This window comes from Gilvimarinus japonicus, assembly GCF_042847215.1.
GTDB lineage: Bacteria > Pseudomonadota > Gammaproteobacteria > Pseudomonadales > Cellvibrionaceae > Gilvimarinus > Gilvimarinus japonicus.
In genome coordinates this window covers 1,901,571-1,917,166 of the sequence record NZ_AP031500.1, presented here as the reverse complement: position 1 = coordinate 1,917,166, position 15,596 = coordinate 1,901,571, and the positions used below count along the sequence as shown (strand labels likewise).

General features: G+C 54.0%; 13 protein-coding genes. 1 reads left to right on the top strand and 12 read right to left on the bottom strand.

Annotation, left to right across the window (positions count from 1 at the left end; all coding sequences use genetic code 11):
* Positions 1 to 22 precede the first annotated feature (22 nt).
* The 8 genes from ACGHAD_RS08190 to trmJ all read right to left on the bottom strand — a co-directional run bounded on the left by ACGHAD_RS08190 (position 23) and on the right by trmJ (position 7,952).
* Entirely contained in the window at positions 23 to 385 is a 363-nt protein-coding gene (locus ACGHAD_RS08190) for an iron-sulfur cluster assembly accessory protein (protein ID WP_339615405.1), read from the bottom strand.
* Between the two features lie 25 nt (positions 386 to 410).
* Complete coding sequence (locus tag ACGHAD_RS08185) at positions 411 to 1,646, bottom strand: aminotransferase class V-fold PLP-dependent enzyme (RefSeq protein ID WP_382415771.1); 1,236 nt, start codon at positions 1,644 to 1,646, stop codon at positions 411 to 413.
* Complete coding sequence (gene sufD / locus ACGHAD_RS08180; protein WP_382415773.1) at positions 1,621 to 2,943, bottom strand: Fe-S cluster assembly protein SufD; 1,323 nt, start codon at positions 2,941 to 2,943, stop codon at positions 1,621 to 1,623. Before sufD ends, ACGHAD_RS08185 begins: the two co-directional genes overlap by 26 nt.
* Positions 2,943 to 3,692 carry a Fe-S cluster assembly ATPase SufC gene (gene sufC, locus ACGHAD_RS08175; protein ID WP_382415775.1) on the bottom strand — a complete coding sequence of 250 codons (750 nt, stop codon included), beginning with the start codon at positions 3,690 to 3,692 and terminating at the stop codon, positions 2,943 to 2,945. The genes sufD and sufC overlap by 1 nt, the downstream gene beginning before the upstream one ends.
* 78 nt (positions 3,693 to 3,770) lie before the next feature.
* Complete coding sequence (gene sufB / locus ACGHAD_RS08170; RefSeq protein WP_382415777.1) at positions 3,771 to 5,207, bottom strand: Fe-S cluster assembly protein SufB; 1,437 nt, start codon at positions 5,205 to 5,207, stop codon at positions 3,771 to 3,773.
* A gap of 120 nt (positions 5,208 to 5,327) precedes the next feature.
* Positions 5,328 to 6,491, bottom strand: a complete 1,164-nt coding sequence (locus ACGHAD_RS08165; protein WP_382415779.1) for a cysteine desulfurase family protein — start codon at positions 6,489 to 6,491, stop codon at positions 5,328 to 5,330.
* Between the two features lie 27 nt (positions 6,492 to 6,518).
* Entirely contained in the window at positions 6,519 to 7,025 is a 507-nt protein-coding gene (gene iscR / locus ACGHAD_RS08160; protein WP_382415781.1) for a Fe-S cluster assembly transcriptional regulator IscR, read from the bottom strand.
* Between the two features lie 138 nt (positions 7,026 to 7,163).
* Positions 7,164 to 7,952 (bottom strand): tRNA (cytosine(32)/uridine(32)-2'-O)-methyltransferase TrmJ, encoded by a 789-nt coding sequence (gene trmJ / locus ACGHAD_RS08155; protein WP_339615412.1) that lies wholly within the window; start codon positions 7,950 to 7,952, stop codon positions 7,164 to 7,166.
* Between the two features lie 203 nt (positions 7,953 to 8,155).
* On the opposite strand from trmJ, the gene ACGHAD_RS08150 reads away from it, so the two are divergent.
* Positions 8,156 to 8,959 (top strand): inositol monophosphatase family protein, encoded by an 804-nt coding sequence (locus tag ACGHAD_RS08150; protein WP_339615413.1) that lies wholly within the window; start codon positions 8,156 to 8,158, stop codon positions 8,957 to 8,959.
* A gap of 89 nt (positions 8,960 to 9,048) precedes the next feature.
* On the opposite strand, the gene ACGHAD_RS08145 is transcribed toward ACGHAD_RS08150, so the two are convergent.
* From ACGHAD_RS08145 to tgt, 4 genes are all read right to left on the bottom strand, one after another.
* Positions 9,049 to 11,103, bottom strand: a complete 2,055-nt coding sequence (locus ACGHAD_RS08145) for a PAS domain-containing protein (RefSeq protein ID WP_382415783.1) — start codon at positions 11,101 to 11,103, stop codon at positions 9,049 to 9,051.
* A 122-nt stretch (positions 11,104 to 11,225) separates the two neighbouring features.
* Positions 11,226 to 12,392 (bottom strand): protein translocase subunit SecF, encoded by a 1,167-nt coding sequence (gene secF, locus ACGHAD_RS08140; RefSeq protein ID WP_382415785.1) that lies wholly within the window; start codon positions 12,390 to 12,392, stop codon positions 11,226 to 11,228.
* A gap of 11 nt (positions 12,393 to 12,403) precedes the next feature.
* Positions 12,404 to 14,260, bottom strand: coding sequence for a protein translocase subunit SecD (gene secD, locus ACGHAD_RS08135; RefSeq protein WP_382415787.1), 1,857 nt, complete (start codon positions 14,258 to 14,260; stop codon positions 12,404 to 12,406).
* 192 nt (positions 14,261 to 14,452) lie between these two features.
* On the bottom strand, positions 14,453 to 15,568 hold the full coding sequence (gene tgt / locus ACGHAD_RS08130; RefSeq protein ID WP_382416642.1) for a tRNA guanosine(34) transglycosylase Tgt: 1,116 nt from the start codon (positions 15,566 to 15,568) through the stop codon (positions 14,453 to 14,455).
* Positions 15,569 to 15,596: the final 28 nt, after the last annotated feature.

Genomic DNA, 15,596 nt, shown 5'->3' with positions numbered 1-15,596 from the left:
TTAAACGCTCGTGTGTACGGGCTTAGCCCACGTTGAAGCTCTCACCGCAGCCGCAGTAATCTTTGGCATTGGGGTTTAAAAATGACAACTGGCGATTGACGCCCTCGGTCACATAATCAATTTTTGTCCCGCGAATAACGCTCGCACTTGCCTCGGCAACATACAAAGTAACGCCATCTTGCAGGGTAAACTCACGGTCGCCCTCGCTGGGTGCTGCGACCAAATCCAACACATACATAAACCCTGTGCAGCCACTCTCTTTTACTGACAAACGCACTGCATTGGCCGCACTATCAGCGGACAATTGTTGGCTAAAATGCTGGATCGCTGCGGGCGTTACATCAATTAACGCCGCTTGATCGGGATTAAACTGTTCAACGCTCATGCAAACCTCCTAAGTCTCTCGACGCTTACGCCAGAAACATTTTGGCTTTGGTCAGTGCGGCAATAAGTTTGGCAACATCATCTTCGTTGTTGTACAAACTAAAACTGGCCCGCACTGTGCCGGGTATTCCAAACTGATCCATAATCGGCTGCGCGCAGTGGTTACCAGTGCGCACCGCGACACCTTGTTGATCGAGTATCATGCCAACGTCTTGCGGGTGGGCAAAATCACAGGTAAAACTCATCACCGCGACTTTGTTGGCCGAGGTACCCACCAAGGGATAACCGCCTAGCGCCTGCAATTGTTGCTCAGCACTTTTTAGCAATTGCTGCTCGTGGGCATCGGCCTGCGCCCGATCAAACGACTGCAAAAAATCCACCGCTGCGGCCAACCCTATAGCGCCCGCGATATTCGGCGTCCCAGCCTCAAATTTGTATGGCAGCTGGTTGTATACCGTGCCGGCAAAGCTGACTGACTCGATCATCTCGCCACCGCCTTGATACGGCGGCATCGCCTCTAGCAGCTCGCGTTTGCCATAGAGTGCACCAATGCCGGTAGGGCCAAACATTTTGTGGCCCGAAAACACCAAAAAGTCGCAGTCGAGCGCTTGCACATCAATCGGCCAATGGGCGATGGACTGTGCCGCATCAATCAGGGCACAGGCACCCACACTGTGGGCCAACGCAACAATATCAGCCACTGGGTTAACACTGCCCAGTGCGTTAGAGACATGCCCTATCGCCACCATTTTTACACGCGTATCTAACTGCGCGGTAAAGGCGGCTATGTCGATAGTGCCATCGGCACTTACCGCGATTGGTTCGACCGTCGCACCGGTGGCCTCTGCCACCATTTGCCAGGGCACAATATTAGAGTGATGCTCCATGGCAGAGACTAAAACACGATCACCCGGCTTTAAATGTGCGCGCCCCCAGCTGGCGGCCACAACATTGATACCCTCGGTGGTACCGCGAGTCCAAAGCAGCTGCTCTTTTGCCGGCGCGTTAATAAACTGCGCCACTTGAGCTCGAGCCCCTTCAAACTTTTCGGTCGCGCGATCACTTAACGCGTGTGCGCCACGATGCACATTGCTGTTGTCATAGCGGTAATAATTGGCAATGGCAGCAATCACCGACTCAGGCTTTTGCGTGGTCGCAGCGTTATCCAGGTACACCAACGGATGACCATTGACCTCTTGCTGCAAAATTGGAAACTGCGCTCTAACGCTTGCAACATCAAACTGAGTCAAGGTCGTCTCCATCCAACAACAGCAAATCGGTATCGCGACCAAACTGATCGGCAAGTACCGGCAACAAATACTCCAGTACCGAGCTGTTTGCGATTTGCTGAATCAGCTCGTTAATAAAGCCAAAGCTTAGCATCACTCGCGCTTGCTCTTTGGCGACACCACGGGTCTGCAAGTAGTAGAGCGCCGCGTCGTTAATTTGGCTTACTGTCGCGCCGTGAGCACAGCGCACATCGTCGGCGTAAATCTCAAGCTCAGGTTTGGTGTCCACCTCGGCTTTATTGGAGGTCAGCAAGTTTTTATTGCTCAGCTCGGCCAAAGTTTTCTGTGCATCTTTATGAATGTGAATACGGCCGTTAAATACCGCGCGCGCGCGATCGCCAATAATCCCGCGAAACACCTCATTCGTGGTGCAGTGCGGCACACAGTGCTGCACATTGGTGTGGTAATCCACCAGCTGTTTGTTGCGCGGCAAGTACACACCGTTAAGCTCAACATGGGCACCGCTACCGCAATGCAGCAAGCCATAATCGATACGCATCAACTCAGCGCCTTTGGCGATGGCAAAGCCGTCAAAGTTAGCGTCGCGATTCAGCTCGACAAAGACGCCACCAACGTGATGAATCGCCTCCCCTTCAAGGTTTAAGCGATAGTGCTTAAAACGCGCGTTATCGCCAATTACCACCTCAGTTTGTGCATTCACAAAGCCCGTCGTGTCATCGCTTGCAGTCGCGTAATGCTCGACAACTTCAGCCTCAGCGCCGCGCTCTAGCACGACCAACAAACGCGTATTGGCCAGCGGTGTGGCGCCATCAGTGATGCGATTGATAATGTAAAAAGGCTTGTCGAGCTTCGTGTCGGCGGCCACATGCAACAATACACCTTGCGCCAACAGCGCCTCGCTCATAGCGGCAAACAAATGTTGTTCGCTATCGGCCAGACGCCCTAAATGCGCTTTGATAAGTTCGGCTTGCGCGGCGTTGGCATCGGCAAACAGAGTCGCCGCTTCGGGCAGCGGATCGCTCGCCTTAGCATCCAGCACACCATCGACAAACACTAAGCGGTAAGCCTCCGCCGTGAGTCCCGAAAACGCATCGGCACCTTCGCTTTCATTCGCCGCCGCAAAAGATTTCTTACCCAGGGCGGCAAGCGAGGTGTACTTCCAGTTTTCGGTGCGGCGCGTGGGCCAGCTGGCTGCCTGAAACCGATCGGCGCCCTGTTGGCGCATATTAGTCAGCCATGCGGGGACCGACGGGTCTTCGGCGAGCAGCGCTTGCGCCTGCGACAAAGCCTGCTGCTGAAAATCGTTCATTACACCTCCCCACTTTCGAGCCAACCGTAACCTTTGGCTTCAAGCTCTTTCGCCAGAGATTTATCACCGGATTTAACAATTTTGCCATCGGATAAAACGTGGACGTAATCGGGCACAATATAATCGAGCAACCGCTGGTAGTGAGTAACCACAATAAAGCTGCGATCTTCACTGCGCATTGCGTTAACGCCCTCGGCTACGGTTTGTAAGGCATCGATGTCAAGCCCCGAGTCCGTCTCATCCAAAATACAAAGGCTCGGCTCCAGCAGCATCATTTGCAGAATCTCGTTACGCTTTTTTTCGCCACCCGAGAAGCCCTCGTTAACACCGCGCTTTAAAAAGGCCTGATCCAGCTTTACTTTTTGGCTGGTGGCACGCGCCAGCTTCATAAATTCGACTGACGACAGCTCTGGCAAACCGCGGTGTTTACGAACCGCGTCGACTGAGACCTTAAGAAACTCCATATTGCTCACCCCGGGTATTTCCACCGGATACTGGAACGCCAAAAACAGGCCTTCGCGAGCGCGCTCTTCGACTTCAAAGTCAAACAAGTTTTTGCCATTAAACTCAACGGTTCCGCTGTTCACCTCGTAACCCGCGCGGCCCGACAAAACATTACCCAAGGTGCTTTTGCCGGCACCGTTGGGGCCCATAATAGCGTGCACCTCACCGGGTTTAACCTCAAGACTCAAGCCCTTCAGAATTTCTTTGTCTTCTACACTGGCGCGAAGGTTGTCTATGCGTAACATATGTTTTTTACTCTCAAACGTTTAATTTTGTGACCGTGGTAAACCGTGCGCAGCAACAACTGCACCTAACCATTAGGCTTAACCAACGGAGCCCTCTAGGCTAACCTCGAGCAACTTGCCCGCCTCTACGGCAAATTCCATGGGCAACTCTTTAAATACTTCGCGGCAAAAACCATTCACAATCATCGATACCGCTTTCTCTGGATCGAGACCGCGCTGGGCGCACAAAAACATTTGATCGTCACTGACCTTCGAGGTGGTCGCTTCGTGCTCAATAACAGCACTGGGGTTTTTACTCTCGATGTACGGAAAAGTGTGCGCGCCGCAGCGATCGCCAATTAACAATGAATCACACTGGGTAAAGTTGCGCGCGCCATCGGCACCGGGATTCATACGCACCAAGCCGCGATAACTACTATCGCTGCGACCAGCCGAGATCCCTTTGGCAATAATCGTAGAGCGGGTGTTTTTGCCGATATGAATCATCTTAGTGCCGGTGTCAGCTTGCTGCAGATTATTGGTCAGCGCCACCGAGTAAAATTCGCCCACGCTGTTATCGCCACGCAACACACAGCTGGGGTACTTCCAAGTTACAGCCGAGCCAGTCTCGACCTGCGTCCAGCTAATTTTAGCGCTCTCGTGGCACACCCCGCGCTTAGTTACAAAGTTGTAAATGCCACCTTTGCCTTCGGCGTCACCGGGATACCAGTTTTGTACTGTCGAGTACTTAATCTCGGCGTGATCACAGGCAACCAGTTCAACCACAGCCGCGTGTAATTGATTTTCATCGCGCATCGGAGCGGTACAGCCTTCAAGGTAGCTTACGTGCGAGCCCTCTTCGGCCACAATAAGGGTGCGCTCAAACTGACCGGTGTTTTGCTCGTTAATCCGAAAATACGTTGAAAGCTCCATGGGGCAGCGAACCCCTTTAGGAATAAACACAAACGAACCATCGGAAAAAACCGCCGAGTTTAGTGCGGTAAAATAGTTGTCTTTTTGCGGCACCACCGAGCCTAAATATTTTTTCACCAGGTCGGGGTATTTCTCAAGCGCCTCGCTAATGCTGCAAAAAATTACCCCGGCCTCAGAGAGCTTTTCACGAAAGGTGGTAACTACGCTGACGGAATCAAACACGACATCCATGGCGACGCCGGCGAGCATTTCTTGCTCGTGCAGAGGAATACCTAATTTCTCGTAGGTCGCCAGTAACTCGGGGTCGACCTCGTCCAGACTTTGCGGACGATCCTCCATACTTTTAGGCGCGCTGTAGTAGGAAATTGACTGAAAGTCTATCGGCGGGTACTTCACCTTGGCCCAATCGGGCTCGTCCATTTCTTGCCACGCGCGAAACGCCTGCAAACGCCACTCGAGCATCCACTCGGGCTCGTCCTTTTTGGCCGAAATAAAACGCACCACATCTTCGTTTAGACCTGGCGGTAAAGTTTCCGATTCAATCGCGGTGTGAAACCCCGCGGCATACTCTTTCCTGATTAGGTGTTCTACCTGTTCAGACATTTCTCACCTCTTTCTCCGTGGTAACGGAGTGTCGGGCATCACCCGAATTGACTAATCACATGTCGCCCAAGGCAACATTCGATGCGGCCTAAGGCCATCTTGTTTTTGCTCGCGCTTACCCTATCCGGCTTTTGCGGTGAGCTTACCCACCACCGCGTTAATGTGGCCGATAGCGCGCTCGACCTCATCGGCCGTGGTATAACGCCCCAGAGAAATACGCAGCGACGCCAGCGCTTCGGCATCGCTTAAACCAATGGCTTTTAACACGTAACTCGGCGACATGCTGGCCGACGTGCAAGCGGAGCCTGTAGCCACTGCCAACTCGCGCAACGACAATAGCAACAGCTCGCCATCGACCTGGCCAAAGCTCACATTTAAATGGCCGCAGGCACGCTCGGTGGCGTGCCCATTAAGGCGCACCCCCGGCAAGTTCTCAATGCCACGCCAAAGCCGGTCGCGCAACGCCACCATTCGGTTAGGCGCACTATCAAGCTCGTCACGTGCCAGCTCGGCCGCCACACCAAACCCCACACACTGATGGGTAGCCAGCGTGCCGGAGCGCATACCGCGCTCGTGTCCGCCGCCATGTATTTGCGCGGCAACTTTGACATCGCCGCTGCGACGCACGTAAAGCGCACCGACCCCTTTGGGGCCATAGATTTTGTGGGCCGACATAGAGAGCAAATCGACGCCCAGATCGGTGACATTGACCGGCAATTTGCCCACGGCCTGAGCGGCATCTACATGCAGCAAGCACCCGTGGGCGCGACACACCGCGGCAATCTCGGCAATCGGGTTGATGGTGCCAAGCTCGTTATTCACCAGCATGACACTCACTAACCGCGTATTTTCCTGCAACGCATCGCGCACCGAGGCGGCGCTAATTTGGCCGGTGTTATCCGGGGCAATTAAACTCAGCTCATGGCCTTGCTCCACCAACCACTGTGCGGGATCGAGCACCGCTTTATGCTCGATCGCACTAACCAACAAATGGCCTACACTGTCAGCGGCAATATTCGCCGATTCGAACACGCCTTTTAACGCCAGGTTATTCGACTCGGTGGCACCACTGGTCCAAACGATCTCGCGCGGGTCGGCGCCAACCAAATTGGCCACCTGCCCGCGGGCGGTCTCTACCGCCTCTTCCGCCTGCCAGCCATAGCGGTGCGAACGCGACGCCGGATTGGCAAAGGTACCATCGAGTGTTAAGCAGCTTGCCATGGCCTCGGCCACCTCGGGCGCCACCGGCGTGGTCGCTGCGTAATCCAGATAAATGGGTGTCATGTTGCTCGTTTTAACCCCAAGCGCCGCTTAGTGGCGGTCACTACAAACGATATTTTCAGAGAGCAGCTCAGCCGCCGCGCGATTGGCATCGGCGGCGTGGCGCTCATCCTGACGCTTACAGACCGATTGAATATCCCGCCGGGCCAACAAATCGGCCAGCGTGATACCGCTTAAAAACTGATGTATTTGCCCGCTAAGGTCTTGCCAAAGATGATGCGTAATGCAAATTTCACCATCCTGGCAGTCGCCCTTTCCCTGACAGCGAGTAGCGTCCAGTGATTCGCTTACCGCATCGACCACCTGCACTACCGACACCTCGCCGGCACTCACGGCCAAACAGTATCCGCCGCCGGGGCCGCGCACACTGTTAACCAGCGACTCGCGCCGCAGCTTGGCAAACAGCTGCTCAAGGTACGAGAGTGAAATCCCCTGGCGCTCGGATATATCCGCCAAGCTCACGGGCCCTTTGTCGCTGTGAAGCGCCAAATCGAGCATCGCGGTTACGGCGTATCGGCCTTTGGTGGTCAGTCTCATGGCGTTAGCGTGTCTGTAAAGGTGTATCAGGTTCGAGCGGGCACATTAATCGGCCCGCCCATAAAGTCCGACCATTTTACTCAACTATTCGCAATATTCCAAGCCAGCAACCGCCCCACAGGCCCGTCTCCCCCCAATTTAGGTGTCGCTATCGTCCGCTGACGCCTCCGATAGCGCCTTTTGCGTGCGCTGAATATAATTTTGTGTGTTGGTCAGCACGCCGCGCAAAATGCTCAACTCCATCTCGTCCATCCGGATACGCCCGTACAGCCGACGCAAGCGCGTCATCGTCTGGCGCGGATTATCTGGCTCTAAAAAGCCTAGCTCTGTCAGCGTTTGCTGCAAGTGATCGTAGTAACGCTCAAGCGCTTCAACCTTCGCCGGGGGGACATCCCAGTCATCAAAGGTGGGCGCCTTACCGTCCTGCCAGGTAAGGTGCGCCATACGCAACTCGTAAGCGATGACCTGTACTGCACAGGCCAAATTGAGCGAACTGTAGTCGCTATTGGCGGGAATATGCACATGGTAGTGACACTTGTGCAATTCTTCGTTAGTCAGGCCGCGATCTTCTCGACCAAACAGCACCGCCACCTCGTGCTCACCGGCCTCGGCGATGGCTTTGGTGCCGCACTCGCGGGGATTCACCAGCGGCCAGGGTATACGCCGCTCGCGCGCACTGGTACCTACCACCAAACCGCAATCGGCAATCGCCTCGTCCAGCGTTTCAACAACAACGGCGTCATCCAGAATATCCAGCGCACCTGCGGCGCGCCATACAGCCTTCTCGGCCGGGAAATCTTTAGGCGCCACCAAATAGAGTTTACTGAGCCCCATATTTTTCATGGCGCGCGCGGCGCCACCAATGTTGCCCGGATGGGAGGTGTTTACCAGCACAATACGCAGGTTATCTAAACGGTTTTCACTCATGAGCGCACCCTTGGATAAGATTGCCCATGAACTGGGCGGAGTCTAAAAGCGCGGCATTCTAACAAAATCAACCGCAAAGGAGTACATTTGCCACTAATTGTGCTGGTTTAGGTGCTAACGCGTTGTTATAATCGCCGCCTCTGGCCGCTGCCCTCGCAGTGACGCCCCGTTCTTTACTGACTCTGACTTGTTGATGGTGCCCCATGGAACCCATGCTGAATATTGCTTTGCGCGCGGCGCGCAAAGCCGGCGAACTGATTGAGCGCGCAGCCGAGCGCGTTGACCTCGTGTCTATCGAGGAAAAAGGTCGCAATGACTTTGTCACCGAGGTGGATAAAGCCGCCGAGAAAGAAATCATTTACCACCTGAAAAAAGCCTACCCCGACCACAGCATCATCGGCGAAGAAGGCGGCTCGCAACCGGGCAGCAACACCGATGTCGAGTGGATCATTGACCCGCTGGACGGCACCACCAACTTTATTCACGGCATCCCACAATACTCAGTCTCGATTGCCTGTCGCATTAAGGGCCAAATAGAGCACGCCGTGGTCTACGACCCCATCAAGCGCGAAGAATTTACCGCCAGCCGCGGTCGCGGTGCCGCCCTTAACGGCCGTCGCATCCGCGTCAGCAGTCGTCGCGGCTTAGCCGGTGCCCTGATCGGTACGGGCATTCCGTTTAGCGGTTACGCCCTCGAGAACATTTCACCTTATTTGGCAGCACTGCAAGAGATCGCCGGGCAAACCGCCGGCATCCGTCGCCCAGGCTCTGCCGCGCTCGATTTAGCCTATGTTGCCGCGGGTCGCTTTGATGCCTTTTGGGAGATGAATCTAAAAAGCTGGGATATCGCTGCGGGGATTTTGCTGGTAAAAGAAGCCGGCGGCCTAGTGAGCGATTTTAACGGCGGGCACACCTACATGGACAGTGGCAATGTTGTTTGCGGCGGACCAAAGGTATTTAAGCCTGTGTTACAAATCGTTAAAAAACACATGGAGCACGTTCACTAATCGCCCCGCGATAACACTGAGCCCGACAACACCGAGCCCGACCAAGGCGGACGAGATTTCTCGGCCGCCTTGTCAATTCCAAGGGCGCACTAACCGCCATCCTGCTCCGTAAAATCCAACACTTTAGCCTCTGCCTCGCCAGCCAACTGGTTCAGCACCCGCACTAGATGGTTAATCTGCAAGGGCTTAGTCAGATACTCGTAAAACCCAGCATCGCGACCTTTTTGCACATCGATCGACATAACATTAGCGGACAAACCAATGACCGGAATCGAGGCCGTGGCCGGGTCTTTCTGTAATACGCTCAGCACCTCATAGCCATCCAACCCTGGCAAATTTATATCCAGCACAATCACATCGGGCTTACTGCTGCGTGCCCGAAAAATTCCCAGATAAGGCTCCTCGGCAACCTCCAGTGAATAATGGGCGTAGCGATTAAAAAACTGTTGCATTAAACGGATATTGGTGGCGTTATCTTCGATGTAAAGCACCCGGCAATCGCGCTCGCAAATTAATACTTCGGCGGGCTCCATGTCGAGCTCGGGAGTATTAGGGGGACGCTCACTGACCGCCTCACCGCAGCGTTTTAAATCGAGCCAAAAACAAGTGCCTTGGTCGAGCTCACTGGTAAAATCGATGCGCCCGTCCATCATCTCAACCAACTGCTTAGTAATCACCAAGCCAACCCCAGAGCCTTCGATTTTACTCATCTCGGCGTGCAGACGATTAAACGGCTGAAACACTTCTGCGTGACGATGAGCGGCGATACCCGTGCCCGTATCACGCACACTAATACGCAAAAACTGATCGGCCAACATCGATAAGGTGACGGCAACCTCGCCCCCAACCCGATTGTATTTAATCGAATTACTCAAAAGGTTAAGCAGCGCCTGTTTAAGGCGCACCGGGTCGGCGGTGACACAGGCGCCTTCTAAACCTTGATAATTTGCATGCAAATAAATACCGCGGGCATCGGCCTGCGGCTGTACCAAGGTAAAGCAATCAGCCAGTAACCGCGCTACCAACACCGGCTGCAAACGAGATTCCATATTGCCCGATTCAATTTTCGCCAAATCGAGCACGTCGTTAATAAGACGCAACAAGTGCTCGCCGGCCGAGCGAATCTCGCGCAGGTTACCCTTTTGTACACTCTGCAGGTTATCGTCGTATTCAAACAGCTGGGCGTAGCCTAAAATTGCGTTAAGCGGTGTACGCAGCTCGTGACTCATACTGGATAAGAATTCGCTTTTAGCCCGATTGGCTTTTTCGGCGGCATCTTTCGCCTGCACCACGCGCTCTTCGGCACGCTTGATATCGGTAATATCCATATTGGTACCCGACATGCGAGTCGGTTGACCACGATCATCAAAACTCGCCCGCCCTCGGGCGCGAATCCAACGGATATCCCCTTGCTTAGTATGCACCCGGTACTCGATATCAAAAGCGCCCTGACCGGACATGTGCTTACGCAAAGTGCGATCAAACTTAAGCAAATCATCTTTGTGAATATGGTTGCGCCACTCTCGCAGGCGATCCTGACCCGTGGTGAGCATATCGTCGTTTTCGTTGTAGCCTAAGTGCTCCCAACAGCGGCTGGAAAAGTGAAAGCCATTGCTCTCGGCGTACCACTCCCAAATACCATCTTTCGAGGCCTGAATAATGCGAACTTGACGAGCCTCACTTTCGCGCAGCGCTGCCTCTACATTTTTTAGCTCAGTAACATCAAAGTTAATGCCGGAAATATAACGAGCGCGCCCTTGCTCATCACGGATCGAATCGGCCCGCACTTGCGTCCAAAGGTAATCACCCGCCTTAGTGCGAATGCGGTAGCAAGCGTGTAGCGGCTCAGACGAGCGCAGGTGTTCGCGCACCGCCTCAAACATAATGTCCCGGTCGTCGGGGTGAATATAATTGGGTAATTGTGCGGCATCATAAAACTCTTCACGATCGAGATCGGTATAGCCAAGCTGCTCCCAAAAGGCGCCCGACCAGTCGATAAAACTGGTTTCAAGATCCCACTCCCAGAAGCCATAGCCGCTGCCACAGAAGATGCGTCGGTAGCGTTGGACGATTTTACGCAGTTGACTGGGCGACAAATCGTCCAATTCCTGAGTAATACTGATGCTTGGCTCTTTAATGCTCATGGCGCTCTCATATGGAGATACGTTGGGGTAGCGAACGAAGCAGTAGCATACCCCGCTTTTATGGCGAAAAAAAAGCCCGCCGGAACCCGGCGAGCTTTTGTTAACGGACTTATTGTAACAACTTAAGGCATTTCGTCTATTTCAGAACCTTCTTTTTCCGGCGGCATTAAATCTTCTTTAACAATATGCATCCACATCAGGGTGTTACATGACACGTAAATCGACGAATAGGTACCCACGACCACGCCGACAATCAGCGCCAACGCAAAGCCGCTAATCAATTCACCACCAAAAATAAACAACATCACCAATACCAGCAATGTGGTTAACGAGGTAATAAAGGTTCGCTCTAGTGTTTGCGTCAAAGATGCATTGATCACATCGGCAGATGAGCCTTTACGCATGCGGCGAAAGTTTTCCCGTATCCGGTCGAACACCACGATGGTGTCGTTAAGGGAGTAACCGATCACCGCCAACACCGCCGCCAGCACCGTCAGATCGAAATCCACCTGAAACAGCGCAAAGAAGCCCAAGACGATAATCACATCGTGCACCAAAGCCAGCACAGCACCCACCGAAAACTTAAACTGGAACCGCGCGGCCACATACAGCATAACCACAGCCAGCGCCACCAACATCCCCAGGCCGCCCTCATCGCGCAGCTCGGCGCCAATTTGCGGGCCGACATACTCACTGCGGCGCAGCTCAACCTCACTGCCGGTTTTGGCGGATAATACATCCAGTAGCTCGCCGGTGTAAGCGGTATCAAGGGAGTTCTCGATCAAGGCAACCACATCGCTACCAGCGGCGCTAACCTCGATAGAGCCAAAATACTTAGACGGTAATATCGTCTCGTCGATATCACTTTGGCTGGCACCGCTAAAGGTCAACGATTGCGAGTAGTTACCTCGGTCGCGAGGGGCGCGGGCGACCGACGTTAAAGAGGCTTCGGGTGCCACCTCCTGCAACCGACGCTCCAGCGCTTTTTCGCCACCATCCGACATAGCACCTTGCGTGCGAATCAGCACCTCAGTGTCAGAGCCAAACAGAACCGCCACCGGGTTAACCAGGCCTTCGTCGTTTAAAATGGTGCGAATTTCGGGGATATCGGCCGGCTGCGAGAAACTCACCTCGACCTGCGCACCACCGGTAAAATCCAAGCCAAACTTCAAGCCGTTCACAGCCAAGGCACCGATCGACACCACCAGCAGGATCACCGACAACGCAGTGGCCGGAATCCGGGCGCCCATAAAATTAAATATTTTGTTATCTGCTTGTTTGCTAGACATCATTGGCACCATTAGATCCAAAGCTTCTTGAGATTTTTACGACGGCCATAAACCAAATTGACCAGCGCGCGTGTACCCATGATGGCCGTAAACATGGACGTTAAAATACCAATCGACAGAGTCACCGCAAACCCTTTAACCGGACCAGAGCCGATAGCGTAAAGGATAACGGCCACAATTAAGGTCGTCAGGTTGGCATCCAAAATAGTGGTAAAGGCGCGATCGTAGCCCGCCGAAATCGCCGTATGGGGGCTCGCCCCCGCTTTTAGCTCCTCTCGTATTCGGGCAAAAATCAACACATTGGCATCCACCGCCATACCCACTGTCAGCACGATACCGGCAATACCCGGAAGCGTTAGGGTTGCACCTAAAATCGACATTACCGCAACCAAAACCAGGACGTTAACCCCGAGCGCGATATTGGCAAAAACACCAAACAAACGGTAATAAACGATCATAAACAACAGCACCAGCGCCATACCCCACTGCACGGACTGCACGCCTAACTGAATGTTTTCGGCCCCGAGTGACGGCCCAATGGTGCGTTCTTCAACAAAGTACATGGGCGCCGCGAGCGCGCCCGAGCGCAACATCAAGGCAAGCTCAGAAGCCTCACCCGGAGCGTTTAGGCCGGTAATACGAAACTGCACACCCAGCGCACTTTGAATGGTCGCAAGACTAATGACTTTACTTTCAGTGTATTGCTCCGGCACTTCCACCGGCTCGCCCTCGGCGCTGGTTTCGGTGTTCATGCGGGTTTTGTATTCGATAAACAACACCGCCATACGGCGCCCAATGTTAGAGCGAGTGGCGTGGTTCATCTTGGTGCCGCCCAGGCTGTCGAGGGTAATGTTTACCTGCGGCGTATTGGTTTCGGGGTCAAGCGTGGTGCTGGCGTTGGCAACATGATCGCCGGTCAGAATCACTTTGCGCTCAAGCCACGCGGGATACCCTTGATAATCAAATTGCTCCTTAGCCGCCACCAAGGCATCGGGTGCCGCCTCTAAGCGAAACTCTAGGTTGGCGGTTTTACCGATCACCCGTTTGGCTTCTGCGGTATCCTGCACGCCGGGCAGCTGCACAATAATACGATTGCGCCCCTGACTTTGGACAATTGGCTCGGATACGCCCAGCTCGTTAACCCGCTTACGCAGTGTGGTTAAGTTTTGGTTTAGCGCGTACTGCTCGATCTCGCGCACCGCCGCTTCACTTAACTCAGCGTGAAACACCAACTCGTCATCGTCGCCGGGTAAATCGGTATTAAACAGCATTTGCGGGTAATCGCTGCGCAGCTCGCTAATGGCGGCATCGCGCAGCTCAGTCTCGCGAAACTCAGCCACAATCACGGTGTTTTCTACCTCGACCGAGTTATAGCGAATCCGCGCATCGCGCAGTTTGTCTTTCATTTCATCGGCGCTGGTTTCTTGCCGCTTGCTGATGGCCGAGTCAGTATCGACCTCAAGCAAAAAATGCACCCCACCGCGCAAATCCAGACCCAACTTCATGGGCGCACCGCCCATAGCGACCAGCCAGTCAGGAGTGGTTGGCGCCTGATTAAGAGCGACCACATAATCGTTACCCAGCGCATCGGCAATAACGCGCTTGCCTTGCAATTGCGCCTCACCGTCATTAAAGCGTAACTGCGCTGACGCTCCATCTTGCTCGGCGGCAAAGTAGCTGATGCCGGCGTTATCCAGCGCACTTTCGATTTTGCTCAACACTTCGCCATCGACCGTCATACCACTGGATGAACCGGATATTTGCACCGCGTCGTCGGGGGGGTAGAGGTTCGGCGCGGCGTAGATAAAACCTAAAATTGCCACGGCGAGAATCAGCAGATACTTCCAAAGGGGGTAGCGGTTTAACATACGATCATCCGAAACAAGGCGCTGATTCGCCCCTAAGGCGGGCATCAGGCGTGTTATACATTTATGTCCCGTGCCTATATGGGACCGATTCCGGACAACTCAAGTGTCCACACCTTAATAAGGCGGCAAAAGGCTAATATGGGGGCGGATTATACCGAAACTGCGAGCAACAACAATGCGCGCCGCCCACCCTTAGGGCGCTGGCGGCACCTCTAGGCCTTGGCGACCGTAAAAATCAGCTAAAAACGCGTCTAGGGCATCATCATCCAGCGCTTGACGCATCCGACTCATGACATTTTGGTAGTAACGCAGGTTATGGATCGTATTGAGCTGGGCGCCGAGGATCTCATTGCACTTATCCAGATGATGTAAATAACTGCGGCTAAAATTTTGGCAGGTATAACAATCGCAACGCGCATCCAACGGTGAGGCATCGTGACGATGGCGGGCATTGCGGATTTTTATCACGCCCTCATCGACAAACAAGTGACCATTACGCGCATTGCGGGTGGGCATAACGCAATCGAACATATCAATACCGCGGCGCACGCCCTCGACGATATCGGCAGGCTTGCCAACTCCCATAAGGTAGCGCGGTTTATCTTGCGGCATCACCGGGGCTAACGTTTCTAAAACCCGCAGCATGTCCTCTTTGGGTTCGCCGACCGACAAACCACCAATGGCATAACCGTCAAAGCCTATCGACTCCAGCCCCGCCATCGACTCACGACGCAAGTCCTCGTACATTCCCCCCTGTACAATGCCAAACAAGGCCGAGGGGTTATCGCCGTGGGCCGTTTTAGAGCGCGCGGCCCAGCGCAAGGACAGCTCCATGGAGCTGCGCGCCTCGGCGGGGGTCGCCGGATAGGGCGTGCACTCGTCAAAAATCATCACCACATCAGAGCCTAAATCACGTTGCACCTGCATGGAGATTTCCGGGTCCATAAAGACCTTACTGCCATCGATGGGCGAGCGAAACGACACGCCCTCTTCCGTAATTTTACGCAACTTTCCGAGGCTAAAGACCTGAAAGCCACCGGAGTCAGTCAAGATTGGCCCATCCCAGCGCATAAAATCGTGCAAATCACCGTGGGCCTTAACCACCTCGGTGCCTGGTCGCAACATCAAATGAAAGGTGTTACCCAGAATGATCTCGGCTCCGATCTCGTTAATTTCCCGCGGCGCCATACCTTTTACCGTACCGTAAGTTCCCACCGGCATAAAAGCCGGGGTTTGCACCTTACCGCGGGGAAAGCTCAGCTCGCCGCGACGGGCGTGACCGGACTGAGATTTCAGCGCAAAATTCATAAAACACTCGCGATTGCTAACACTGGCA